The 23,928-nt window shown below is 72.9% G+C and carries 28 protein-coding genes; 14 read left to right on the forward strand and 14 right to left on the reverse strand.

The features are described 5' to 3' along the window. Nucleotides 1-14: 14 nt before the first annotated feature. Nucleotides 15-527, reverse strand: coding sequence for a methylated-DNA--[protein]-cysteine S-methyltransferase (locus BI06_RS27225; RefSeq protein ID WP_030391284.1), 513 nt, complete (start codon nt 525-527; stop codon nt 15-17). Continuing rightward, complete coding sequence (locus BI06_RS27230) at nt 524-2,095, reverse strand: DNA-3-methyladenine glycosylase 2 family protein (protein ID WP_051741950.1); 1,572 nt, start codon at nt 2,093-2,095, stop codon at nt 524-526. The genes BI06_RS27225 and BI06_RS27230 overlap by 4 nt, the downstream gene beginning before the upstream one ends. Before the next feature lie 171 nt (nt 2,096-2,266). Here BI06_RS27230 and BI06_RS27235 point away from each other — a divergent pair, with 171 nt between their 5' ends. Continuing rightward, entirely contained in the window at nt 2,267-2,722 is a 456-nt protein-coding gene (locus tag BI06_RS27235) for an ASCH domain-containing protein (protein ID WP_082558708.1), read from the forward strand. Between the two features lie 77 nt (nt 2,723-2,799). Here the strand turns inward: BI06_RS27235 and rsgA are convergent, their stop codons facing one another. Both rsgA and BI06_RS27245 read right to left on the reverse strand, forming a co-directional pair. Further along, nucleotides 2,800-3,969: a ribosome small subunit-dependent GTPase A gene (rsgA, locus tag BI06_RS27240; RefSeq protein ID WP_051741952.1), complete on the reverse strand. Its 1,170-nt coding sequence runs from the start codon at nt 3,967-3,969 to the stop codon at nt 2,800-2,802. A gap of 332 nt (nt 3,970-4,301) precedes the next feature. Further along, entirely contained in the window at nt 4,302-5,597 is a 1,296-nt protein-coding gene (locus BI06_RS27245; RefSeq protein ID WP_078879560.1) for a YihY/virulence factor BrkB family protein, read from the reverse strand. A gap of 313 nt (nt 5,598-5,910) precedes the next feature. On the opposite strand from BI06_RS27245, the gene BI06_RS55580 reads away from it, so the two are divergent. The 12 genes from BI06_RS55580 (at nt 5,911) to BI06_RS27305 (ending at nt 16,100) form a co-directional block, all read left to right on the forward strand. Further along, a complete protein-coding gene (locus tag BI06_RS55580) occupies nt 5,911-5,994 on the forward strand; it encodes a putative leader peptide (RefSeq protein WP_310593185.1) in 84 nt (27 codons plus the stop codon). A 196-nt stretch (nt 5,995-6,190) separates the two neighbouring features. Continuing rightward, complete coding sequence (locus BI06_RS27250; protein WP_030391289.1) at nt 6,191-7,915, forward strand: nitrite/sulfite reductase; 1,725 nt, start codon at nt 6,191-6,193, stop codon at nt 7,913-7,915. Next, nucleotides 7,912-8,091: a hypothetical protein gene (locus BI06_RS27255; protein WP_043472248.1), complete on the forward strand. Its 180-nt coding sequence runs from the start codon at nt 7,912-7,914 to the stop codon at nt 8,089-8,091. Before BI06_RS27250 ends, BI06_RS27255 begins: the two co-directional genes overlap by 4 nt. Continuing rightward, nucleotides 8,072-8,773 (forward strand): phosphoadenylyl-sulfate reductase, encoded by a 702-nt coding sequence (locus BI06_RS27260; RefSeq protein ID WP_233290303.1) that lies wholly within the window; start codon nt 8,072-8,074, stop codon nt 8,771-8,773. Before BI06_RS27255 ends, BI06_RS27260 begins: the two co-directional genes overlap by 20 nt. Nucleotides 8,774-8,823: 50 nt before the next feature. Further along, complete coding sequence (gene cysC / locus BI06_RS27265; RefSeq protein WP_255360254.1) at nt 8,824-9,423, forward strand: adenylyl-sulfate kinase; 600 nt, start codon at nt 8,824-8,826, stop codon at nt 9,421-9,423. Further along, entirely contained in the window at nt 9,420-10,376 is a 957-nt protein-coding gene (gene cysD, locus BI06_RS27270) for a sulfate adenylyltransferase subunit CysD (protein ID WP_043472249.1), read from the forward strand. Before cysC ends, cysD begins: the two co-directional genes overlap by 4 nt. Further along, nucleotides 10,376-11,716 (forward strand): sulfate adenylyltransferase subunit 1, encoded by a 1,341-nt coding sequence (locus BI06_RS27275; RefSeq protein ID WP_043472251.1) that lies wholly within the window; start codon nt 10,376-10,378, stop codon nt 11,714-11,716. Before cysD ends, BI06_RS27275 begins: the two co-directional genes overlap by 1 nt. Nucleotides 11,717-11,971: 255 nt before the next feature. Continuing rightward, complete coding sequence (locus BI06_RS27285) at nt 11,972-13,153, forward strand: aliphatic sulfonate ABC transporter substrate-binding protein (protein ID WP_082558709.1); 1,182 nt, start codon at nt 11,972-11,974, stop codon at nt 13,151-13,153. 162 nt (nt 13,154-13,315) lie between these two features. After that, the gene (locus tag BI06_RS27290; protein ID WP_030391296.1) at nt 13,316-14,119 is read left to right on the forward strand and encodes an ABC transporter ATP-binding protein; all 804 of its coding nucleotides are present in this window, start codon (nt 13,316-13,318) and stop codon (nt 14,117-14,119) included. Beyond that, the gene (locus BI06_RS27295) at nt 14,106-15,017 is read left to right on the forward strand and encodes an ABC transporter permease (RefSeq protein ID WP_030391297.1); all 912 of its coding nucleotides are present in this window, start codon (nt 14,106-14,108) and stop codon (nt 15,015-15,017) included. Before BI06_RS27290 ends, BI06_RS27295 begins: the two co-directional genes overlap by 14 nt. A gap of 10 nt (nt 15,018-15,027) precedes the next feature. Next, nucleotides 15,028-15,831, forward strand: a complete 804-nt coding sequence (locus tag BI06_RS27300; protein ID WP_051741954.1) for a sirohydrochlorin chelatase — start codon at nt 15,028-15,030, stop codon at nt 15,829-15,831. Between the two features lie 41 nt (nt 15,832-15,872). Next, on the forward strand, nt 15,873-16,100 hold the full coding sequence (locus tag BI06_RS27305) for a hypothetical protein (protein ID WP_043472254.1): 228 nt from the start codon (nt 15,873-15,875) through the stop codon (nt 16,098-16,100). A 7-nt stretch (nt 16,101-16,107) separates the two neighbouring features. Here the strand turns inward: BI06_RS27305 and BI06_RS27310 are convergent, their stop codons facing one another. The 4 genes from BI06_RS27310 to BI06_RS27325 all read right to left on the reverse strand — a co-directional run bounded on the left by BI06_RS27310 (nt 16,108) and on the right by BI06_RS27325 (nt 17,802). Next, nucleotides 16,108-16,518 carry a PIN domain-containing protein gene (locus BI06_RS27310; protein ID WP_030391300.1) on the reverse strand — a complete coding sequence of 137 codons (411 nt, stop codon included), beginning with the start codon at nt 16,516-16,518 and terminating at the stop codon, nt 16,108-16,110. Further along, on the reverse strand, nt 16,515-16,736 hold the full coding sequence (locus BI06_RS27315) for a type II toxin-antitoxin system VapB family antitoxin (RefSeq protein WP_030391301.1): 222 nt from the start codon (nt 16,734-16,736) through the stop codon (nt 16,515-16,517). The genes BI06_RS27310 and BI06_RS27315 overlap by 4 nt, the downstream gene beginning before the upstream one ends. 71 nt (nt 16,737-16,807) lie before the next feature. Then, entirely contained in the window at nt 16,808-17,128 is a 321-nt protein-coding gene (locus BI06_RS27320) for a multidrug efflux SMR transporter (protein ID WP_030391302.1), read from the reverse strand. 5 nt (nt 17,129-17,133) lie between these two features. Further along, nucleotides 17,134-17,802, reverse strand: coding sequence for an FMN-dependent NADH-azoreductase (locus BI06_RS27325; RefSeq protein WP_043472256.1), 669 nt, complete (start codon nt 17,800-17,802; stop codon nt 17,134-17,136). 145 nt (nt 17,803-17,947) lie between these two features. Between BI06_RS27325 and BI06_RS27330 the strand changes: the two genes are divergently transcribed. Further along, a complete protein-coding gene (locus BI06_RS27330) occupies nt 17,948-18,562 on the forward strand; it encodes a TetR/AcrR family transcriptional regulator (RefSeq protein WP_051741956.1) in 615 nt (204 codons plus the stop codon). A gap of 83 nt (nt 18,563-18,645) precedes the next feature. Here the strand turns inward: BI06_RS27330 and BI06_RS27335 are convergent, their stop codons facing one another. The 6 genes from BI06_RS27335 to BI06_RS55590 all read right to left on the reverse strand — a co-directional run bounded on the left by BI06_RS27335 (nt 18,646) and on the right by BI06_RS55590 (nt 23,920). Continuing rightward, entirely contained in the window at nt 18,646-19,023 is a 378-nt protein-coding gene (locus BI06_RS27335; protein WP_149030492.1) for a hypothetical protein, read from the reverse strand. A gap of 42 nt (nt 19,024-19,065) precedes the next feature. Continuing rightward, on the reverse strand, nt 19,066-19,824 hold the full coding sequence (locus BI06_RS27340; RefSeq protein WP_233290304.1) for a ricin-type beta-trefoil lectin domain protein: 759 nt from the start codon (nt 19,822-19,824) through the stop codon (nt 19,066-19,068). Nucleotides 19,825-19,866: 42 nt separating this feature from the next. Then, nucleotides 19,867-20,637, reverse strand: a complete 771-nt coding sequence (locus tag BI06_RS27345) for a ricin-type beta-trefoil lectin domain protein (protein ID WP_043472258.1) — start codon at nt 20,635-20,637, stop codon at nt 19,867-19,869. Nucleotides 20,638-20,685: 48 nt separating this feature from the next. Continuing rightward, nucleotides 20,686-21,411 carry an RICIN domain-containing protein gene (locus BI06_RS55585; RefSeq protein WP_043472260.1) on the reverse strand — a complete coding sequence of 242 codons (726 nt, stop codon included), beginning with the start codon at nt 21,409-21,411 and terminating at the stop codon, nt 20,686-20,688. Nucleotides 21,412-21,924: 513 nt separating this feature from the next. Continuing rightward, nucleotides 21,925-23,607, reverse strand: a complete 1,683-nt coding sequence (locus BI06_RS27355; RefSeq protein WP_078879562.1) for a DEAD/DEAH box helicase — start codon at nt 23,605-23,607, stop codon at nt 21,925-21,927. Between the two features lie 157 nt (nt 23,608-23,764). Further along, nucleotides 23,765-23,920 carry a cold-shock protein gene (locus tag BI06_RS55590; protein WP_369826260.1) on the reverse strand — a complete coding sequence of 52 codons (156 nt, stop codon included), beginning with the start codon at nt 23,918-23,920 and terminating at the stop codon, nt 23,765-23,767. Nucleotides 23,921-23,928: the final 8 nt, after the last annotated feature.

Genomic DNA, 23,928 nt, shown 5'->3' on the forward strand with positions numbered 1-23,928 from the left:
ACCGGGCCCCGGGCTCAGAACAGGCTGGTGCCGCCCTCCAGGTCGAGCAGCCAGCGCTTGCGGTCCACCCCGGCGGCGAAGCCGGTGAGGGCGCCGTTGGCACCGACCACCCGGTGGCAGGGGCGGACGATCAGCAGCGGGTTGGCGCCGACCGCGCCACCGACCGCGCGGACGGCGCGCGGCGACTCGCCGGCCAGATCGGCGAGCTGCCCGTAGGTGACGGTCTCCCCGTACGGGATCCGGTCGAGCGCCTCCCAGACCCGCCTGCGGAAGTCGGTGCCGACCGGGGCGAGCGGCAGGTCGAAGGCGGTGCGCTCGCCGGCGAAGTACTCGGTGAGCTGGGTGGCCGCGACCGCGAGCGCGTCCGGGTCGTGCACCCAGTCGTCGGCGGGCTCGGCGAGCGCGTACTTCTGGCCGGGAGCGGTCACGGTGGCGAGCCCGGCCGGCCCGCCGTCCTCCGGCAGGACGCCGCTGAGCAGCAGCCGGCCGAAGGGGCTCTCCAGGAAGGTGAAGACGGTGGTGCTCATGCGGGGGTGTTCTCCGTTCGGGTGCTGAGGTCGTCGGCCGGGGCCGCCCAGAGGCGGTGCACGGCATAGGAGCGCCAGGGGGCCCAGGCGTCGGACGCGAGGGCGGCGGACTTCGGGTCCCCCGGGGCGCCGAGCCGGAGCAGTCCGTGCTTGACGCCGATGTCGCTCGGGAGGAAGACGTCGGGGTCGGCGAGCGCGCGCATCCGCAGGTATCCGACGGTCCACGGGCCGATGCCGGGCAGGGCGAGCAGTTGAGCGGCCGCCTCCTCCCGGTCGACGCCGCCGTCCAGCCGGACGGTGCCCTCGGCGAGGGCGGCGCACAGGCCGGTGAGCGCGCGGCGCCGGGCGGCCGGCATCGCGAAGTCCTCCGGGTCGGCGGTGGCCAGGGCGGCGGCGGTCGGGAAGAGCAGCCGCAGTCCGCCACTGGGTTCGGGCAGCGCGGTGCCGTACTTCTCGGCCAGCCGGCCGGCCAGGGTGCGGGCCGCGCCGACGGTGACCTGCTGGCCGAGGACGGCGCGCACGGCGAGTTCGTGCGGGTCGACGTGGCCCGGCGAGCGCAGCCCGGGGCGGGCCCGGACCAGCGGTCCGAGCAGCGGGTCGGCGCCGAGCTGCTCGTCGACCGCGACCGGGTCGGCGTCCAGGTCGAACAGCACCCGCAGGCGCTGGACGGCGGTCGGCAGGTCGCGCAGGTCGGTGAGGAAGAGCCGGCAGTCGAGCCACCCCCGGGTGGCCGGCCGGTCGGTGCCCAGGCCGTCCACCTCGGCGAGGCCGGTGCCGTACGGGAGCGCGAGGGTGCGGCGGTAGGTCCGCACCCCGGGGCCCGGACCGGGCACGACCTCCTCCACGCCGGGGACGGCCCGCAGCGCGAGGAAGTCGATCAGGTGGTCGCTGTCCAGGGCCCCCCGGTAGGCGAGCCGCAGGGCGAGGCCGCCGGCCGGGGTGGCGGCGCGCCGGCCGGCCGCGACCTCGGCGCGCAGCCCGCTCGGGGTGCGGTCGTAGATCTCGCGCACGGTGTCGTTGAACTGCCGGACGGAGGCGAAGCCGGCCGCGAACGCGATCTCGGTGACCGGCAGCCCGGTGGTCTGGAGCAGCAGCCGGGCGGTCTGGGCGCGGCGGGCGCGGGCCAGCGCGATCGGCCCGGCGCCGAGTTCGGCGGTGAGCTGGCGCTGGAGCTGGCGGGAGCTGTAGCCGAGGCGGTCGGCCAGACCGGCCACGCCCTCGCGGTCCACCACGCCGTCGCCGATCAGCCGCATGGCCCGGCCGACCAGGTCGGCGCGCTGGTTCCACTCGGGCGAGCCGGGGACGGAGTCGGGGCGGCAGCGGCGGCAGGCGCGGAAGCCGGCGTGCTGGGCGGCGGCGGCGCTGGGGTAGAAGGTGCAGTTGACGCGCTTCGGGGTCACGGCCGGGCAGCTCGGCCGGCAGTAGATGCCGGTCGAGGTGACGGCCGTGAAGAAGACGCCGTCGAAGCGGGCGTCCCGGCTGTCCACGGCGCGGTACCGGATGTCGTCGTCGATCACGCTGTCCAGTCTGCGGCACCGGAGGGGCGTCGACCGGCGGAAATCGGACATGGGCGTCGGCCGCTCCTCCGGCCGACCGGGGCACCGGGAGCGGTGGAAAACCAGGAGCCCGCGCCCGCACCGGCCGGGTAGCCTGCCCGACGCCCGACGTGCCACGGCATTCCCCGGTGTTCCCCGGTGTCCGCAGTGCTTCCCGATGTTCCCCGACCGACAGGAGATCCCGTGTCCGAGCAGCCCTACTCCGGTCCGGACGACCCCCGGGTCACCGCCCTGCGGGTCGAGAACTTCGCCTTCCCCGGCCCGCTGCGGGACCGACTGGTGAACGCCGTGCTGTCCGGGGCCAAGACCAGCACCACCGGCCTGGTCACCCAGTACGAGGCCGAGGACGAGCCGGTGCCGCGGGCCGGGACCCGGAGCGCCGTGGTGGACTCGGCCGGACGGATCGTCGCGGTGACCGAGACCACCGAGGTCCGGATCGTCACGCTCGACGAGGTCGACCTGCAGCACGCCCTGGACGAGGGTGAGGGGTACACCACGGTCGCCGAGTGGCGGGCCGGGCACGAGCGGTTCTGGCACAGCGACGAAATGCACGCGGTGCTCGGCGACCCGGACTTCACCGTGGAGGACGACACCCGGGTGATCCTGGAGCGGTTCCGGCTGGTCGCCGACTTCCGCTGACGGCCGCCGCCCACCCCGACCCGCCACCGGCAGCGGCGGCGGGCCGGACGGGCGGGGCGGCAGCCGCCGGCCCGACGTCACCGCTTCACGGGGCCTCCCGCGGCGCGCATCGACTTGGTGATGGTCTTCCACTTCTTCAACCGCTCGGAGGCGAGCCGGGCGTCCGAGCGGGAGGCGATCCACTCGTTCTCCCGCTGGAGCTTGAGGTAGCTGTCCATCCGCCGCTCGGGCAGCGAGCCGTCCTCCAGCGCGGCCCGCACGGCGCAGCCGGGCTCGCCGGCGTGGTGGCAGTCGTGGAAGCGGCACCCCTCGGCCAGTTCCTCGATGTCGGCGAAGGCGAGCGCCACGCCCTCGCCGCCGTAGAGGCCGACCTCGCGCAGGCCGGGGGTGTCGATCAGCACCCCGCCGCCGGGCAGCAGGACGAGCTCACGGGTGGTCGTGGTGTGCCGGCCCTTCTGGTCGCCGGAACGGGCGGCCTGGACGGTCATCACATCGACCCCGGCGAGCACATTGGTCAGGGTGGACTTGCCGACGCCGGACTGGCCGAGCACGGCGGTGGTGCCGGGCGTACAGGCGCGCAGCACGTCGATCCCCTCGCCCGTCTCGGCGCTGACCACCAGGACGGTGACGCCGGGCGCGGCGGCCTCGACGTCGGAGCGGATGAAGTCGGCGTCGTCGACCAGGTCGGCCTTGGTGAGCACGACCAGCGGCTCGGCACCGGACTCCCAGGCGAGGGCGAGGAAGCGCTCGATCCGGCCGAGGTCGGGCTCGGCGGCGAGCGAGGCGGCGATCACCACGGTGTCGACGTTGGCCGCGAGCACCTGGCCGTCGGAGCGCTTGCCCGCGACCTTGCGGATGATCGCGGTGGAGCGCGGGAGCAGGGCCGCGACCGCGGGCATGGGCAGCCCGGGCGAGAGGTCGACGGCGACCCAGTCCCCGGTGCACGGGCAGTTGATCATGTCGGCGTCGCCGACCTGCCGGGTGTCGGCGCGGACGGTGCGGAGCTCGCCCGTCCCGGGGTCGACCAGGACGGCGTCGCACCGGCCCCGGTCGATCCGGACGATCCGGGCCGGGACCAGCCCGGCCTCGGCCAGCGGCGCGAACAGTTCGTCGAGCGCGGTGGTCCAGCCGTAGCCGACCAGCGATCCGGCGGCCTCGGCGGGCGCGGAACCGTCGGCGCCGGCGAAGGCGGTGGAGGCGGTGGAGGGGAAGGAGGAGGAGAACGGAGCGGAGGCAGCGTTGAACAACGCAGTGGGCCCTTCGGGAGGAAAGTGGTCCCGCCGGGCTGCTGCGGCTGCGTGCGCGAAGGGCTACGTCAGCCGGCGGCCGGGAGGGAGAGGTGAACGCGGTCGCTGCCCAGGGCAGCCGTCATGGCAATCGTGGCCACGAGACTCACCTCCTGCTTTCTCTCCTCGGACGGCGCACCACGCCGCCCGAACCGGACGTCCAACACGCTAGCGGGGCCGACCGGCCCTGCCAACCGGTTTTTCACCTGCGGTCGCGTCCGCCACCTGCGCGGTCGCGTCCACCACCTTCGGGGTTCAGTACGCCACCCGCGGGGTCCCGTGCGCCCCGGAGCTCACCGCCGGTCCCACGGCGGGCTCGGCGGGCGGCCCGGCAGCGGGTACTCGGGCGGCGGCGCGGTGGGCCGGTCGCTGTCCGGCGGCGGCGGGGCCGGCCGGTGGTGCGGACCGCCGCCGCGCGCCGTGATCCGGCCGCGGACGTTGTCGGCCGCGAGCACGTCGGCCCACCGCTCGGGGTACTCGGAGGGCACGTCGGCGTCCTCGCCGTCCTCCTCCCAGTACTCCTCCTCGCCGCCCTCGGCGAGGCCCAGCTCGCGGGCCCGGCGGGCCCGTTCGACGGCGCGCCGGGCGGCCACCTCGCGGACCACGGCGGCGGCGGCCTCCTCGTGCGCGCGCTCGTTCTCGGCGCGGGCGTCGGCGGTCTCCAGGGTGGGCCAGCGGCGGTCTATGGCCGCGTTCATGGCGGCGCCGATGAGCACCGCGAGCGCGACCACGAAGATCCACAGCAGTACGGCCACCGGCGCGGCCAGCGAGCCGTACACCGAGTGGCCCTCGATCGAGCTGACCAGGTAGAGGCGCAGCGCGACGCTGCAGAAGACCAGCACCACCAGGGCGACCAGCGCGCCGGGGATGTCCTCGCGCCAGGGCGTGGAGACCGGTACCGCCAGGTGGTAGAGCGTCGTCAGCGAGACGATCAGCAGCAGGATCGCGAACGGCCAGTAGGCGGCGTTGATCAGCCCGCCGCTCTCCGGCACGGCGTTGGTCACCAGTTCGGGCCCGGCCATCAGCAGCGGCAGCACCAGCGAGCCGATCACCAGCGCGCCGAGGTAGAGGCCGAGCGACATCAGCCGGGTCTTGACGATGCCGCGCTTGCCGTCGAGCCCGTACATCACGGTGATGGTGTCGATGAAGATGTAGAGCGCCCGGGATCCGGACCAGAGCGACAGCAGGAAGCCGATCGAGATGAGGTCCGGCCTGGTCTGGTCGAAGACCTGGCGGAGCAGCGGCTGGACGACCTGGGTGATGGAGGAGTCCGAGAGCACCGTGCCGGCCGCCTTGACGATGTCGGCCTTCAGCTTGTCGATGGTGCCCGCGCCGAGGAAGTCGTCGAGGTAGCCGAGCGTGCCGGCCAGGCAGAGCAGCAGCGGCGGGATGGAGAGGAGGGTGAAGAACGCCGCCTCGGCGGCGAGCCCGGTGACCCGGTACTCGACGCAGGTGTTGGTGGTGTCCTTGACCAGTGCCCAGACGGTGGTCCGCCAGGTGGCCTGCTTGGCCGCCCGCCGGGACCCCTTGCCCCGACGACGGGAGGGGCGCTCGGGGGCCGACCGGGTCGTTTCGCCTGCTGCTTGCACAGGCCCAACGTTATCGGGCCCGGACCGGTCGGCCGCTCTCCCGGGGCACGGGCGCGACACGGGCGGCGCGCGGACGGTATCCGGGCCGTGCGCGAGCAGGGCCCGGGCGGCGTGCGAGCGGCGTGCGGGCGCTGAGAAGAACGCGGAGAAGAACGCGGAGAAGAAGCGTCCCGCCGGCGCGGAAAAGAAGGGGATCCAGGGGCCGGTCGGCGGGAGCGGCGGGAACGCGCCCGCATCTCGCCATCCGAAACTACGAGGTCCAAAATGCGGACGTTAGTGGACCGCGAGTCGTGCTCCGTGCGAATCTCTTGCCATGCCGAGCGCCGGAACCACCCTAGTTGGTCGACTTCACGTCGATCTCCTTCGCGTGTCCAGCGCCATCTGTCCGGTGACCTGAGCCCAACCCCGCCGCCTCCCACCGCACCCGGCGCCACCTCACCGCCATCCCCGTCGAAGCGGATGCGCAGGCGCCGCCCGGCCGCCGCGAAAGCTCCCCCGGTCCTGAGAAACCCGCAGGTCACAGCAGCTTCGCCGGTCGAGCACGCCCCGCGACCAACTCGGCGTCAGAGCCACCTGCCCCGAAGGACTTCACCATGGCCACCACCCCCGAGACCGCCGAGCCCACGGCCGAGAGCGCCCCGGCGCGCCGCCCCGTCGCAGCTCGCAAGGTGACCCGTCACCGCGGCGAGGGCCAGTGGGGCATGGGTCACTTCACCCCCTTGAACGCCAACGAGCAGTTCAAGAAGGACGACGACGGTCTCAATGTGCGGACACGTATTGAGACGATCTACGCGCAGCGGGGCTTCGACTCGATCGACCCGGCCGACCTGCGCGGCCGGATGCGCTGGTGGGGGCTGTACACCCAGCGCAAGGAGGGCATCGACGGCGGCAAGACCGCGATCCTGGACCCGCACGAGCTCGACGCCGAGTACTTCATGCTCCGGGTCCGGATCGACGGCGGCCGGCTGACGGTCGCCCAGCTGCGCGCCATCGCCGAGGTCTCCGAGGAGTACGGCCGCAACACCGCCGACCTGACCGACCGGCAGAACGTCCAGTACCACTGGATCCGGATCGAGGACGTCCCGGCGATCTGGCAGAAGCTGGAGGCCGTCGGCCTGTCCACCACCGAGGCCTGCGGCGACACCCCGCGGGTCATCCTCGGCTCCCCGGTGGCCGGCATCGCCGAGGACGAGATCATCGACGGCACCCCCGCCATCGACGAGATCCAGCGCCGCTTCATCGGCAACAAGGACTTCTCCAACCTGCCGCGCAAGTTCAAGTCCGCCGTCTCCGGCTCGCCGCTCCTGGACGTCGCCCACGAGATCAACGACATCGCCTTCGTCGGCGTGGTCCACCCCGAGCACGGCCCCGGCTTCGACCTCTGGGTCGGCGGCGGCCTGTCCACCAACCCCAAGCTCGGCGTCCGGCTCGGCGCCTGGGTCCCGCTCGACGAGGTCGCCGACGTCTACGGCGGCGTGATCGGCATCTTCCGCGACTACGGCTACCGCCGGCTGCGCAACCGCGCCCGGCTGAAGTTCCTGGTCGCCGACTGGGGCACCGAGAAGTTCCGCCAGGTGCTGGAGGACGAGTACCTCAAGTACAAGCTGGTCGACGGCCCCGCCCCGGCGGAGCCGAGCGGCCGCTGGCGCGACCACGTCGGCGTGCACCGGCAGAAGGACGGCCGCTACTACGTCGGCTTCGCACCGCGGGTCGGCCGGGTCGACGGCAAGCTGCTCGGGCAGATCGCCGACCTCGCCGAGGCCCACGGCAGCGACCGGCTGCGCACCACCGCCGAGCAGAAGATGATCGTGCTCGACATCCCCGAGGACCGGGTCGAGTCCCTGGTGGCCGGCCTGGAGGCGCTGGACCTGCGGGTCACCCCCTCGCCGTTCCGCCGCGGCACCATGGCCTGCACCGGCATCGAGTACTGCAAGCTCGCCATCGTCGAGACCAAGGAGCGCGGCCGCACGCTCATCGACGAGCTGGAGCAGCGGCTGCCCGGGTTCGCCGAGCCGCTGACCATCAACATCAACGGCTGCCCGAACGCCTGCGCCCGCATCCAGGTCGCGGACATCGGTCTCAAGGGCCAGCTGGTGACGGACGAGCAGGGCAACCAGGTCGAGGGCTACCAGGTGCACCTGGGCGGCGCGCTCGGACTGGAGGCCGGCTTCGGCCGCAAGGTCCGCGGCCTCAAGGTCACCAAGGACGGCCTGCCCGACTACGTCGAGCGCGTCCTGACCCGGTACCAGGAGGACCGCACCGAGGGCGAGCGCTTCGCCCAGTGGGCGGCCCGGGCCAGCGAGGAGCAACTGTCGTGAGTGAGCGTGCCGCCCCCTTCTTCTGCCCGTACTGCGGGGACGAGGAGCTGCGTCCGTCCGAGGCCGGGCACGGCGCCTGGGAATGCCACGGGTGCCGCCGGGCCTTCCAGTTGAAGTTCCTCGGCCTGCTGTCACCGAGCAATGGGGGTAACCGGAGTGACCGGCACGACGACTGACTTCGAGGAGCTGGCCACCAGGGCCGGCCGCGAGCTGGAGGAGGCCGAGCCGCAGGAGATCCTGCGCTGGGCCGCCGACACCTTCGGCAAGCGCTTCTGCGTCACCTCCTCGATGGAGGACGCGGTCGTCGCCCACCTGGCCTCCTCGGTGTTCCCCGGGGTCGACGTGGTGTTCCTGGACACCGGCTACCACTTCCCGGAGACCATCGGCACCCGGGACGCGGTGGCCGCGACCATGCCGGTCAACGTCATCACGCTCACCCCGGCGCTGACCGTGGCCGAGCAGGACGCCCAGTACGGGCCGGAGCTGCACGACCGCGACCCGGACCAGTGCTGCGCGCTGCGGAAGGTCGAGCCGCTGAACCGCGGCCTGGGCGGCTACGACGCCTGGGCCACCGGACTGCGCCGCGACGAGTCGCCGACCCGCGCGAACACCCCGGTGGTCTCCTGGGACCCCCGGCGCCGCAAGGTCAAGCTCGCCCCGATCGCCCGCTGGACGCAGGAGGACGTGGACGCCTACGTCAACGCCAACGGCGTGCTGCTCAACCCGCTGCTGTGGGAGGGCTACACCTCGATCGGCTGCTCGCCGCTCTCCTGCACCCGCAAGCCGGGCGAGGGCGAGGACGCCAGGTCCGGCCGCTGGTCCGGCTCCGGCAAGACCGAGTGCGGCATCCACCTCTAGACCCGACCCCGGCAGACCCACCGTCGACCCCCGTTCTAAGGACTTCCACCGTGACCACAGCCGACACCCCGGCCGCCGCCGGAGCCGCAGAGGCGGCCCCCGCGGCCGGTCCCTGCGAGCGCGGCGCCACCGTGTGGCTGACCGGGCTCCCGAGCGCGGGCAAGACCACGCTCGCCTTCGCCCTGGCCGACCGGCTGCGCGCCGAGGGCCACAAGGTCGAGGTCCTGGACGGCGACGAGATCCGCGAGTTCCTCTCCAAGGGCCTCGGCTTCAGCCGCGAGGACCGCCACACCAACGTCACCCGGATCGGCTTCGTCGCCGAGAAGCTCGCCGCCAACGGCGTCAAGGTGCTCGCCCCGGTGATCGCCCCGTTCGCGGACTCCCGCGCGGCGGTCCGCGAGCGGCACGGCGCCAACGGCACCGCGTTCCTGGAGATCCACGTCGCCACCCCGGTCGAGCTCTGCGCCGAACGCGACGTCAAGGGGCTGTACGCCAAGCAGGCGGCCGGCGAGATCTCCGGCCTGACCGGCGTCGACGACCCGTACGAGGCCCCGGAGCACCCGGAGCTGCGGCTGCAGACCCAGGGACGCGAGGTGGCCGACTCCGCCGCCGAGCTGCACGTCTTCCTGACCGAGAGGGGCCTGGCATGACCACCGCGACGGACAGCCTGCTCCGTAACGACGACCCCGACCAGAATTCAGAGGGGCCCTTCGCGCTGTCCCACCTGGACGCGCTGGAGGCCGAGTCGGTGCACATCTTCCGCGAGGTCGCGGGGGAGTTCGAGCGCCCGGTGATCCTGTTCTCCGGCGGCAAGGACTCCATCGTCATGCTGCACCTGGCGCTCAAGGCCTTCCGGCCGGCCGCGATCCCGTTCTCGCTGCTGCACGTCGACACCGGCCACAACTTCCCCGAGGTCATCGAGTACCGGGACCGGGTGGCGGCCGAGCACAACCTGCGGCTGCACGTCGCCTCGGTGCAGGACTTCATCGACGACGGCCGGCTGCGCGAACGCCCGGACGGCACCCGCAACCCGCTGCAGACCGTCCCCCTGCTCGACGCCATCGAGAAGGGCCGCTTCGACGCCGTCTTCGGCGGCGGCCGCCGCGACGAGGAGAAGGCCCGCGCCAAGGAGCGCGTCTTCTCCCTGCGCGACGAGTTCGGCGCCTGGGACCCGCGCCGCCAGCGCCCCGAGCTGTGGTCGCTCTACAACGGCCGGCACGCCGTCGGCGAGCACGTGCGCGTCTTCCCGCTCTCCAACTGGACCGAGCTGGACGTCTGGCAGTACATCGAGCGCGAGTCCATCGAACTCCCGGAGATCTACTACGCCCACGAGCGCGACGTCTTCGCCCGCGGCGGCATGTGGCTGACCGCCGGCGAGTGGGGCGGCCCCAGGGACGACGAGCCCGTCGAGCGGCGGCTGATCCGCTACCGCACCGTCGGCGACATGTCCTGCACCGGCGCCGTCGACTCCGACGCCGCCACCATCCGGGCCGTCATCGCCGAGATCGCCGCCAGCCGCCTCACCGAGCGCGGCGCCACCCGGGCCGACGACAAGCTCTCCGAGGCCGCGATGGAAGACCGCAAGCGCGAGGGATACTTCTAATGAGCACCACCCCGACCGGCACGACCCGGACCGGCACCGCCACCTCGCTGCTGCGCTTCGCCACCGCCGGCTCCGTCGACGACGGCAAGTCCACCCTGGTCGGCCGGCTGCTGCACGACTCCAAGTCGGTGCTCGCCGACCAGCTGGAGGCCGTCGAGCGGGTCTCCCTCAGCCGCGGCCAGGAGACGCCCGACCTGGCGCTGCTCACCGACGGCCTGCGCGCCGAGCGCGAGCAGGGCATCACCATCGACGTGGCCTACCGCTACTTCGCCACCCCCCGGCGCCGGTTCATCCTCGCCGACACCCCCGGGCACGTGCAGTACACCCGCAACATGGTCACCGGCGCCTCCACCGCCGAACTGGCCGTCGTCCTGGTCGACGCCCGCAACGGCGTCGTCGAGCAGACCCGCCGGCACGCCGCCGTCGCGGCCCTGCTGCGGGTGCCGCACGTCGTGCTGGCCGTCAACAAGATGGACCTGGTCGACTACGCGGAGCCGGTCTTCGCCGCCATCGCCGCCGAGTTCACCGCCTACGCGGCCTCGCTCGGCATCGGCGACGTGCTCGCCGTCCCGATCTCCGCACTCGCCGGGGACAACGTCGTCGAGCCCTCCGCGCACATGGACTGGTACGGCGGCCCGACCCTGCTGGAGCACCTGGAGACGGTCCCGGTCGGCAGCGACCCGAGCGCCGAACCGACCCGCTTCCCGGTCCAGTACGTGATCCGCCCGCAGACCGAGGAGCACCCGGACTACCGCGGCTACGCGGGCCAGCTGGCCTCCGGCGTGCTGCGGGTCGGCGACCCGGTCACCGTGCTGCCCTCCGGCCACACCACCACCGTCACCGGCATCGACGTGCTCGGCCGCGCCACCGACATCGCCTGGACCCCCCAGTCGGTCACCGTGCGCCTGGCCGACGACATCGACATCTCCCGCGGCGACCTCATCGCCACCGGCCCGGCCCCCGTCCCCACCAAGGACATCGAGGCCACCGTCAGCCACCTCAACGAGCGTCCGCTGCGGGCCGGCGACAAGGTGCTGCTCAAGCACACCACCCGCACGGTCCGGGCGCTGGTCAAGGAGATCGGCTACCGGATCGACATCGACACGCTGGAGCGGCGCTCCGGCGCCGACGGCCTGAACGTCAACGACATCGGCCGCGTGGTGCTGCGCACCGCCGAGCCGCTGGCGCTCGACGACTACACCGACAACCGCCGGACCGGATCGTTCCTGCTGATCGACCCGGCCGACGGCACCACCCTCACCGCCGGCATGGCGGGCGAGGCCTTCGGAACCGTACGCACCACCGACGACAGCGAACCCGACGAGGAGGACTGGGTCTGATGCCCAGCGAGGCGTTCTCGGGCATGGACAAGGAAGGCGGCCGCATCGGCAGCGGCGTCCTCGGCAGCGGCCAGGGCGGCCTGACGCGATGTGCGGGCCGACAGGGCTGAGAAGCGCCCTGTCACCGGACCGACTGCCCCGACCGCAGGCCGGCCCGGCTTGCCCGGCACCCCGCACGGTGCCGCAAGCACAACCTTGACCGAACTTCCGCCCCGAGACCGCTTCCTGACGGTCCGTCCGCGAACAGGACTCACCATGGCACCGAACCAGGCACTGTCGCACGGCCACGACCCGCATCCGACCACTCGCCCCCGCGCCGGCCGGATCAGACGCTCCGCCGTGACCGTCGTGGCCGGCCTCACCGCCGTCGCGCTGCTCTCCGCGTGCAGCTACGGCTCCAAGAACGACGACAAGAAGACCAACACCGCCGCCCCCGCCGCCGATTCCGCCTCCGGCGGGGCCGCGGCCAAGCTCTCCGCCGACACCGTGCGGATCGGCTACTTCGCCAACCTCACCCACGGCACCCCGCTGGTCGGCCTCCAGGACGGCATATTCCAGAAGGAGCTGGGCTCCACCCAGATCAAGACCCAGGTCTTCAACGCGGGCCCGGCCGAGATCGAGGCGCTCAACGCCGGCTCCATCGACATCGGCTGGATCGGCCCCTCCCCGGCGATCAACGGCTTCACCAAGTCCGAGGGCAAGTCGCTGAAGATCATCGGCGGTTCGGCCTCCGGCGGCGTCAAGCTGGTCGCCAACCCGGACAAGATCACCTCGCTGGACGACCTCAAGGGCAAGAAGATCGCCACCCCGCAGCTGGGCAACACCCAGGACGTGGCGCTGCTCAACTACCTGGCCGGCAAGGGCTTCAAGGTCGACGCCCAGTCCGGCGCCGGCGACGTCAGCGTGGTCCGCTCCGACAACAAGGTCACCCCGGACGCCTACAAGCAGGGCTCCATCGACGCCGCCTGGGTGCCCGAGCCGACCGCCTCCAAGCTGGTCACCCTCGGTGCGAAGGTCCTCCTCAACGAGAAGGACATCTGGCCGGACAAGAAGTTCGTGATCACCAACATCATCGTCTCGCAGAAGTTCCTCGCCGAGCACCCCGACGTGGTCGAGGCCGTACTGCGCGGCTCGGTGAGCACCAACGCCTACATCAAGGCCAACCCGGACAAGGCCAAGGCCACCGCCAACGAGGCGATCAAGAAGGAGGCCGGCAACGCCCTGGAGCCGGCCATCCTCGACCCGGCCTGGGCCGACATCGACTTCCTGGACGACCCGCTGGCCTCCACCCTGCAGACCGAGGCGGACAACGCGGTCACCGCGGGCCTGCTCAAGAAGCCGAACCTGAACGGCATCTACGACCTCACTCTGCTCAACAAGGTGCTGAAGGAGAAGGGGCAGAGCCCCGTCGCGGACGCCGGCCTCGGCGCCAAGTAGCGCCCGCCGTACCGCAGTACCGCGCCCGAAACCCCGAGGTCCGGCCCTCGCCCGTCCGTCCGTTGCCCGCTCGATGCCCCGAGCACGGCCGGGCGGGGCCCGGCCCTCGGCCCCGCTCCCTCGTCGCCAGATGCCAGACCAACCACGCAGGAGGTGCCCGGAATGAGCCCGGCACTGACCACCTCGAACGACGCCGACGGCGTCGGCACCCTCGACGGTGCCCCCGCCGTCCGGATCTCGCACGTGCACAAGACCTTCGGCCGCCCCGGCGCGCAGACCCACGTCCTGGACGACATCACCCTCGACGTCGCCCCGGGCGAGTTCGTCACGCTGCTCGGCGCCTCGGGCTGCGGCAAGTCCACCCTGCTCAACCTGGTCGCCGGCCTCGACAAGCCCACCGCGGGCAGCATCGACGTCCCCGGCGGACGCCCCGCGCTGATGTTCCAGGAGCACGCGCTCTTCCCCTGGCTCACCGCCGGCAAGAACATCGAACTCGCCCTCAAGCTCGCCGGCACGGCCCGCGCCGAACGCCGCCCCGAGGCCGAGCGCCTGCTGAAGCTCGTCCGGCTCCAGGACTCCTACGGCAAGCGGGTGCACGAGCTGTCCGGCGGCATGCGCCAGCGCGTCGCCCTGGCCCGTGCCCTCGCCCAGGGCAGCCAGGTGCTGCTCATGGACGAACCGTTCGCCGCCCTCGACGCCATCACCCGCGACGTCCTGCACAACGAGATCACCCGGATCTGGGCCGAGCAGAAGCTGTCCGTCCTCTTCGTCACCCACAACGTGCGGGAGGCCGTCCGGCTCGCCCAGCGCGTGGTGCTGCTCTCCTCCCGCCCCGGGCGGGTCGCCCGGGAGTGGACGATCGACCTCCCGCAGCCCCGCCGGATCGAGTCCGCCGGCGTGGCGGACCTGTCCATCGAGATCACCGAAGAACTGCGTGGGGAGATCCGCCGCCATGGCCAGCACTGACATCACCACCAAGGCCGGGTCGGGCCACGGCGGTACCGTCGCCGACTTCGCCGGCGTCGAGGCCGGGCTGGACGCGCTGGACGCGGTCGTCACCCAGCGCAACTCCACCGCCGAGACGCTGCGGCAGAAGGTCCTGCCGCCGCTGCTCGGCGTCCTCCTGGTGCTGGCCCTCTGGCAGGCCGCCTACAGCCTGCACGTCACCTCCGCCTACAAGCTCCCCAGCCCGCTCGACGTCTGGCACGCCGCCGAGGATCTCTGGTACCAGGGCACGCTGTTCTCGATCATCTGGACCAGCGTCTGGCGCGGCCTGTCCGGCTTCGTGGTCGCACTCCTCATCGGCACCCCGATCGGCCTGCTGGTCTCCCGGGTCAGGCCGGTGCGCGCCGCGGTCGGCCCGGTCCTCTCCGGCCTCCAGTCGCTGCCCTCGGTCGCCTGGGTCCCGGCCGCTGTCATCTGGCTCGGCATCAACGACTCGATGATGTACGCCGTCATCCTGCTCGGCGCCGTCCCCTCGATCGCCAACGGCCTGGTCGCCGGCATCGACCAGGTGCCGCCGCTGTTCCTGCGGGCCGGCCGCACCATCGGCGCCACCGGCCTCGCCGGGGCCCGGCACATCCTGCTGCCGGCCGCGCTGCCCGGCTACCTCGCCGGACTCAAGCAGGGCTGGGCCTTCTCCTGGCGCTCGCTGATGGCCGCCGAACTCGTCGCCTCCTCCCCCGACCTGGGCCTCGGCCTCGGCCGGTTCCTGGAGAACCAGCGCGAGTTCTCCGACATGGCGGGCGTCCTGCTCGGCATCATCCTGATCCTGTTCGTCGGCATCGCCATCGAACTGCTCGTCTTCACCCCGGTCGAGCGCCGGGTCCTGCGCAACCGCGGCCTGCTGGCCGCCGTCAAGTAAGGCCCTCCGCATGACCGAACGACGGCTGTCCGCCGCCCCCGCCACCCCGGTGGCGGCGGGCAGCCCCGCCCTGCTGCTGATCGCCCACGGCAGCCGCGACCCCCGGCACGCCGCCGCGGTGGCCGCCCTGGTCTCCCAGCTGCACCGGCTGCGCCCCGGCCTGGACGTCGCCACCGCCTACCTGGACCACTGCGCACCGCGCATCCCGCAGGTGGTGGACCGGCTCGACCGCGCCACGATCGCCGTCCCGCTGCTGCTCAACCGGGCCTTCCACGCCAAGCACGACATCCCCGCCGCCCTCCGCACGGCCGGCGCCGACCTGCCGCTCGCGGACGTGCTGGGACCGTCACCGCTGCTGCTCGCCGCGCTCGACCGCCGGCTCGCCGAGGCCGCGCCGGAACTCGCCTCCCCCGCCGCCCGCGCCCGCACCGGCGTCGTCCTCGCCGCCGCCGGCTCCTCCGACCCGGCCGCCGACGCCGCCACCAGGGCGGTCGCCGCCGAATGGCGCCGCACCCGCGGCTGGGCCGCCGTCGAGGTCGCCTACGCCTCCGCCGGCGGCCCCCGCGTCCCCGACGCCGTCGCCGCCCTGCGCCGCGCCCCGGCCGTCGAACGGGTCGCCGTCTCCCCCTACCTGCTCGCCCCCGGCCTGCTCCCCGACCGCATCGCCGAGGCCGCCACCGAGGCCGCCGTCGACCACCTCGCCGACGTCCTCGCCCCCACCCCCGAGCTGGCCCGCCTCCTCCTCACCCGCTACGACGAGGCCCACGCGGCGACCCGCACGGCGACCGGCACACCCCGGGCCCTCACGGCCTGAACGGGCCCCGGGCCCAGCCCCAACGGCAGTATCGTGAGGCCATGAGCGTCGCCCACGACCACTACCCCGAGCTCCATGACCTCATCGACCGGCTGGACCCGGAGCAGGCCGAGGAAGTCCGCCGCCACGCCCTCCGTCTGGTGGGCGAGGGCGAGGTTCCGCCACGCCATCGGCTGAGCTTCACCGGCATAGGAGTGAGTGCCAATCCTGACCTCGGCTCCGAGGCCAAACGAATCGCCCGCTCGGAGCTCCGGGGAGTCGACGAGTAGTTCCCTGTCAATCGTGCGCGAAGATGTTGTGCTCGGTCAGATCGGGGGCGTGGCGAGCCACCGTCCGGTAGTCGGCATCGTCGTGGAGCACGGTGAGCCCGTGGTGCGCGGCTGTGGCGGCAATCATGAGGTCGACGGCAGAGGCGCTCCGGTGCTGTCCGGCGAGGGCCATCCGGCGCTGCACAGTGTCGATCCATCGACCCGCGCCTTTCGGGACCGATACGTCGGGGTAGAGGTCCGCGAACATCTCCGCGACCTCGTCGTACTCCCTGCCGTCGCGCGCGGTGTAGAGGAACTCGGCGCGTTGCGGATAGCACGAGGCGATCGACTGGGCGTCGATCGCCTCGTACCAGGATGTCTGCAGTTTCGGGTCACGCAGCAACCGCACCAGGGCGGAGGTGTCGAGCAGGTAGATCACCGGGCGTCCTTCTCCATCCGGTGCAGACGCTCCGCATCCTCGACGGCTCCCCAGTGGCGGGCCCGTTCGAAGTGGCGGCCGATGCGCGCCGCGCGCTCCTGCTGCTCGGCGTAGTACCGGAGTGCCAGGTTCACGGCTTCCTTCTTGGTCCGGACTCCGGCCAGTGACATGGCACGTTCCAGCGCCTCGTCGTCGATGTCGATCTGCGTCACGGACATCCCGCACCTCCGGCAAACGATGTTGGCGATGTACAAGCCATTGTATTCCATCAACATCTCTACCGACAGCCTCAGCCCGCCGAGCCCAGGTGGACCGTGATCAGCCCCCCGGTGATCAGGGCAAGGCCCGCGAAGGCGGTGGGGGACGGGACCTCGTGGCGGACGAGCAGAGCGGTCAGGACGGTGCCGACAGTGCCGATGCCGGTGAACACGGCGTAGCCGGGGCCGACCGGGAGGTCCTGGAGGGCGCGGGAGAGCAGGTAGACCGCGGCCAGCATGAGCGCGAGGCACAGGGCGCTCTGCGGGAGGCGGGTGAAACCCCGGGTCGGTTCGATCGACTGCGCCCAGGCGACCTCGACCACCCCGGCGAGCAGCAGCCAGAGCCACGGCACGGCGCTCAGTCCTCCCTCGGGATGCGGAAGCCGACCAGCTTGGTGCCGAGTTCGCCGGCCCGGGACAGCGCGTCGGCCAGCGACTCGCGGTGCTGGCCGAGCCGCCCGGCGAGGGCCGGGTCGACCAGGGAGTTGACGAGTTCGGCGGCGATCACCTCGGCGTCCTCGACCGCGTAGTGGCCGCGGAAGAAGTCGGTCAGGTAGCGGCCGTTGTGGTCGTAGGGCTCGCGCGGGGTGCCCGGGCCGTAGGCGCCGCCGCGGGCGGCGACCACCACGAACTTGCGCGGCGCGAGCACCATCCGGGGGAAGGTGACCTGGTCGATCCAGGCCTTGAGGGCGGACGGGATGCCGTAGTTGTACATCGGCGCGCCGACCAGGACGGCGTCGGCCGCGACGAGTTCGTCGAGCAGCGGCCGGACCACGGCCCAGGCCGCGCGCTCCTGGTCGGTGCGGACCGCCTCGGGGTAGCGGGCGATGTCGGTGATCTCCTCGCGCTGGAGGGTGTCGCAGATCCGGGTCCAGCCCTCGCGGACGGGCGGAACGGGCTCGGCGGCGAGGTCGCGGTGGGTGACCTCGCCGCCGCCGGCGCGCCAGGCGTCGGCGAAGGCGGCGCCGAGGCGGCGGGTGAAGGAGTCGGTGCGCGCGCTGCTGTCGAGGTGCAGGAGGTGGGACACGGTGAACCCCCGGGACGGTCTGGGCGGGACGGTACCGCCGACTTAAGCGGACACAGCGTCCACTTGTCGACGCGCCCAACAGTAAAGGGAAGCGGACACCGTGTCCACTTCCCTTGGGCCTGCCTTCGTTCTACCGTTGCTCCCCATGACGACCGAGCTCCCCCTGGCCGACGGCCCGCCGCCCCGAGAACGGGCCGACGCCGCCCGCAACCGGGCCAAGGTGCTGGCCGCCGCCGAGCGGCTCTTCGCGTCGGGCGACCCGGCCGCCGTCACCATGGACGACATCGCCCGGGCCGCCGGCATCGGCCGCGGCACGCTCTACCGCCGCTACCCCGACCGCGCCTCGATCGCCCGCGCCCTGCTCGACGAGCACGAACGCGCCCTGCAGGAGCGGCTGCTGCGCGGCGACCCGCCGCTCGGCCCGGGCGACACGGCCGCCGGGACGGTCCCCGCCCCGGCGGAGCGGCTGGCCGCCTTCTACGCGGCGATGGTCGAACTGCTCGAGACCCACGTCCACCTGGTGCTCGGCGCCGAGACCGGCGAGGCCCGCTACCGGACCGGCGCCCACGCCTTCTGGCGGCTGCACGTCGCCCACCTGGTGCGCGAGGCCGGCCGGCCGGACCCGGAGGTCCTGGCCGACCAGCTGCTCGCCCCGCTCGCCCCCGAGCTGTTCCGCCACCAGCGGGAGCGCGGCATCACTCCGGAACGGATCACGGCCGGCCTCGCCGCCCTGGCCCGGGGCGCCCTGGGCCAGGGCTGAGCGGAGGGCGGACCGGCAGGCACCGGACCTGGTCGGCGCAGCCGTCACAGCCCCGGAGCCGGACGGGGTGGTACCGGGCCGGTCTAGCCGGCCAGGGGCTTGGGTCCGAAGACGATCCGAGCGGAGGCCACCCACCCGCCGTAGATGCAGGAGGCGAAGACGGAGCCGTCACCGGTGCCCGGCCCAGCACTCCAGAGCGGCTCGATGACAGGGAAGCCGTTCGCGAATTCCTGGCAATAGCCCGAGATGCCCCAGGTCTGCCGCGGATCGAGGCCCGTACAGGTCCCGACGACGGCGGTGATCCGGCCGGAGAGCGAGCAGTTCTCGGCGGCCACGGCGTCCGCGACCGGCGCGGGCGGCGTGACCTGCGGGCCGCTCCCGGCGGCATTGGCGGCGGGAGCGGTCAGCGCGGCGGCCCCGGCGAGCAGGGCGGTGGCGAACATGGCGGCGGTACGACGCACGGGAAGACTCCTGGGAAGTAGTGGGAGCGGGGCAACGGCACGTCAGGCCGGCAGGTGCCAGACCTGGTTGGCGGCGCCGTTGCAGTCCCAGATCACGATCGGGCTCGCGTTGGCGGTGGAGTACGCGAACAGGTCCAGGCAGCGGCCGGACATCGGGTTGAACAGCGAGCCGTCGGGCCGGGCCTGCCACTGCTGGGCGCCGCCGCCGTTGCAGTCGTAGATCTGCACCGGGGTACCCAGGGCGGTGTTGCCGCCCTGCACGTCCAGGCACTTGCCGAGCGCGTGGATGGTGCCGTTCGCGGCGATCTTCCAGGTCTGGGCGGCGTTGCCCAGGCAGTCGTATATCTGGACCGGGGTGCCGTTGGCGTTGCTGCCGTAGCGGACATCGACGCACTTGTTCCCGTACCCGGTGATCGGCCCCCTCGGCCCGGCCGGGGGCGTGGGCCCGAAGATGATCTGGGCGAAGGCCACATACCCGCCCTGGATGCAGGACGCGCCGATGGTTCCGTCACCGGTGGTGTTAGGGCCGACGAGCGGCTCCTGGTACAGGACCCCGTTCACCAACTCCTGACACCAGCCCGAGATGCCCCAGAGCTGCTCCGGGTCGAGGCCGGTGCAAGTCCCGTTGACGCCAACGGTGAAAAAGCGCAACGAGCAGTTCTGGGCGGCCGTGGCGGCCGCGACCGGGGCGGGCGCTGCGGCCTGCGGGGCGGCACCCCCGGCCGCCTGGGCGGCGGGCGCGGTCAGCGCGGCGGCTCCCGCGAGCAGAGCGGTGGCGAACATGGCGGCGATACGACGCACGGGGAGACTCCTAGGGAGTAGTGGGGACAGGGCGACGGTGCGTCAGACCGGCAGGTGCCAGACCTGGTTCGCGGCGCCGTTGCAGTCCCAGATGCCGAGCTGGTTGCCGTTGGTGGTGGAGTAGCCCAGGTCGTCCAGGCAGCGGCCGGACTGCGGGTTGAGCAGCGAGCCGTCCGCCCGGGCCTGCCACTGCTGGGCGCCGGTGCCGTTGCAGTCGTAGAGCTGCACCCGGGTGGCGTTGCCGGTGTTGCCGCCCTGCACGTCCAGGCACTTGCCGAGGGCGCGGACGGTGCCGTCGCTGCCGACCTTCCAGGTCTGGGCGGCGTTGCCCAGACAGTCCCAGATCTGGACCGGGGTGCCGTTGCCGTTGATGCCACCGCGCACGTCCACGCACTTGTTCGCGTAGCCGCTGATCTGTCCGACCGGGCCGGCCGGGACGGCGGGGCCGGCGACGATCCAGCCGGACTGCGGCATCGCGGTGCCGAAGCAGGTGGCGGTGGCGCGGGTGTTGCCGGTGACCCAGCTGCCGTTGGCCGCCGAGTACACGGGGATCCCGTTGGTGCCGATGGTCTGGCAGGTGCCCGCGACCCGCCAGGTCTGCATCGGGTCGATGTCCGTACAGGTGCCGAGGAAGCCGAGGCCGGCCCGGGTGACGGTACAGCTGCCGGCGGTCAGGGCGGCCGGGGCGGCGGCGGCACCTGCGGCACCCGCGACGGCAGGGGCGCTCGTGGCGGCTCCCGCGGTGGCGGGCGCGGTGAGCGCGGCGGCACCGGCGAGCAGGGCGGTGGCGAACATGGCGGTGGTACGACGCACGGGGAAGCTCCTGGGAAGTGATGAGGGACGATCGGGGGGAACGACGCGTCAGGCGGGGACGTGCCAGACCTGGTTGGCGGCGCCGTTGCAGTCCCAGATGCCGAGCTGGTTGCCGTTCTCCGTGGAGAAGCCCAGGTCGTCGAGGCAGCGGCCGGAGGCCGGGTTGAGGACCGAGCCGTCCGCCCGGACCTGCCACTGCTGGGCGCCGGTGCCGTTGCAGGCGTACAGCTGGACCTTGGTGCCGTTGGCCGTGCCCGCGCCGGCGACGTCCATGCACTTCCCGAGCGAGCGGATCGTCCCGTCCACGGCGATCTTCCACTGCTGGGCGTTGGTGCCGTTGCAGTCGTAGATCTGCACCGGGGTGCGGTCGGCGCTGCTGGCGCCCTTCACGTCCACGCACTTGTCCGCGTAGCCGGTGATCCGGCCGACCGGCCCGGCGGGCGGGACGGGGAGCCGGCCGGCGTAGACGATGTTCGGGAAGCTCAGGGTGTCGTTGATCCCGCAGGAGGCGACCGAGGTGCCGTCGCCGAACACCACGCCGCCCATGGCGGTGCGGTAGAACGGCACGGTGTGGTTGGCGTTCCAGGACTGGCAGGTGACGGTGACGTACCAGCCCTGGAGCGGGTCGCTGCCGCTGCAGACGCCGTAGGCGTTCCAACCTCCGGCGTAGGAGTAGCAGTTGGCCGCGGCCGGGGCGGCGGTGGCGGGCGTGGCGAGGGCGGCGGCTCCGCCCAGCAGGGCGGCAGCGCCGAGGAGCGCGGCGGTACGACGCATCGGGAAGGTCCTTCCGAAGACGATGAACCGGTCAACCCGCTGTCGAGGAACCGTGATGACGGTGTATCGGTTGTGCGGGCCGCGTGAAGCCTCGGGGTGATGTACGGCCACGGTCAACATGAGGGGGAGATGATCACGCCAACGGTCCGTCCACGGACGGGCAGCGGTACGAACGGACGCGCGAAAGCGGCCGCAGGCCGGGGCTCCGGACGATACGTCCGGAAACCACCGGCCCACGGCCGCCGCGCCGCGCACTCCGAGCCGGCCCGCGCGGCACACGCGCCACTCGGGGCCGATCACCCCCGAGTCCGAGCCTTTTCGCTCGCCGACGGACGTCAACTCATCAACTATTGAATAATATTGACGGACAGTCGGGCCTTTCGGTCGGCGGCCGGCCTCCGGGATCGACCGTCCACCGTCTACGCGTCGTGGCCGGGATCCACCTCCGGAAGCACATGCGAACGGCCCGGCTCCCCCACTGGAGGGGATCCGGGCCGTCGGGAGCCTGGTCGGTCAGTCGCCCTGGCGGCGCTGGCGGCCGGTGCCGTAGTTGGAGCCGGTCTTGGAGCCGCTGCCCGGCTTCGCCCGCCCGGAGGAGCGGCCGATGAAGCCGGCCGCCTGGCGCGACGCGCCGCCGCCCTGTCCGCCGCCCGCGGCGCCGGTGCGCTGCTTGGGCCGGGGCCGGCGCGGGTTGCCGTTCATGTCGACGTCGGTCGGCAGGCCGGAGCGCTTGCCGGAGCGTCGGCGCGGGGAGCCGTTCTTCCCGGCGGCGCCGCCCTCCGCACCGGACTGGGCCGGCGCGGCCGGGGCGGGCACGGCCACGGTGATCGGCACACCGCTCGGGGTGCGGGCACCGGTGATCCGGGTGAGCTCGACGTCGCCCGGGCGGATCTTCGTGGTGGTGGGGCGGATCCCGGCCACCGTCATCAGCCGGCTGACCTCGCGCCGCTGATCCGGCAGGACGAGCGTGACGACGGTGCCGGACTCGCCGGCGCGGGCGGTGCGGCCGCCGCGGTGCAGGTAGTCCTTGTGGTCGATCGGCGGATCGACGTTCACGACCAGGTCGAGGCCGTCGATGTGGATGCCGCGGGCGGCGACGTTGGTGGCGATCAGCGCGGTGACGTGGCCGTCGCGGAACTGGTCGAGCACCCGGTTGCGCTGCGGCTGGGACTTGCCGCCGTGCAGGGCGGCGGCCTTCACGCCGTTGGCCAGCAGCTGCTTGGCGAGCCGGTCCGCGCCGTGCTTGGTGTGCACGAACATGATCACGCGCCCCTCGCGGGAGGCGATGTGGGCGGTGGTGGACGCCTTGTCCGCCGGGTCCAGCTGGAGCAGGTGGTGGTCCATGGTGGTGACCGCGCCGGCCGAGGGGTCCACCGAGTGGGTCACCGGGTCGGTGAGGAAGCGCTTGACCAGCCGGTCGACGTTGCGGTCCAGGGTGGCGGAGAAGAGCATCCGCTGCCCGCCCTCGGCGACCTGCTCCAGCAGCTTGGTGACCTGCGGCAGGAAGCCCATGTCGGCCATCTGGTCGGCCTCGTCGAGCACGGTGATCGCGACGTCGGAGAGGTTGACGTCGCCGCGCCCGATCAGGTCGTCCAGTCGGCCGGGGGTGGCGACCAGGACCTCGGCGCCGCGGCGCACCGCGTTGGCCTGCCGGGTGATCGACATACCGCCGACGACGGTGGCGATCCGCAGGTTGACGGCGGTGGCGTAGGGGGTGAGGGCCTCGGTGACCTGCTGGGCCAGCTCGCGGGTGGGCGTCAGCACCAGCGCCAGCGGGTGGCGGGCGTCGGCGCGCCGGCCGGCGGTGCGGGCGAGCAGCGACAGGCCGAAGGCGAGGGTCTTGCCGGAGCCGGTGCGGCCGCGGCCGAGCACGTCGCGCCCGGCGATCGAGTCGGGGAGCGTGGCGGCCTGGATCGGGAACGGCTCGGTGACGCCCTGGCGGGTCAGCGCGCTCAGGATGCCCTTGGGGAGCTCCAGCTCGGCGAAGCTCGCCGCCGGCGGGCGGGCCGGGGTGCCCTCGACCACGGTGAAGTCGGCGGGTTCGGCGACCCGGGGGGCGTTCCGGCGCGGGGGCCGGGAGGAAGCGCCGGTGCGCGGGGCACCGGTACGCGGGGCGCCGCCGGTGCGCGGGGCACCACCGGTGCGGGGCTTGCGGGAACGACCGCCGTCGCGGGGCGACTGGGCAGGGGTGGTCACAGGATCTCCATCCAGAGCATGACAGCCCCTGGTGAGGGGCTGGTCCGGCCGTCGGAAAGGAGTTCGCCGCCCCGGCCGTTCGGCGGCATGAGCGAGGGCCCGCACCGTGCGGTGCGGGCCCTCGCTACGCGAAATCGCGCGTCAGCGGAGGCTGACGTCAGCCGATGACGCGGATGTTCTCGGCCTGCGGGCCCTTCTGGCCCTGGGTGACGTCGAACTCGACCTTCTGGCCCTCGAGCAGCTCACGGAAACCCTGAGCCGTGATGTTCGAGTAGTGGGCGAACACGTCCGGGCCGCCAGTCTCCTGCTCGATGAAGCCGA

This window comes from Kitasatospora sp. MBT66, assembly GCF_000710405.2.
GTDB lineage: Bacteria > Actinomycetota > Actinomycetes > Streptomycetales > Streptomycetaceae > Kitasatospora > Kitasatospora purpeofusca.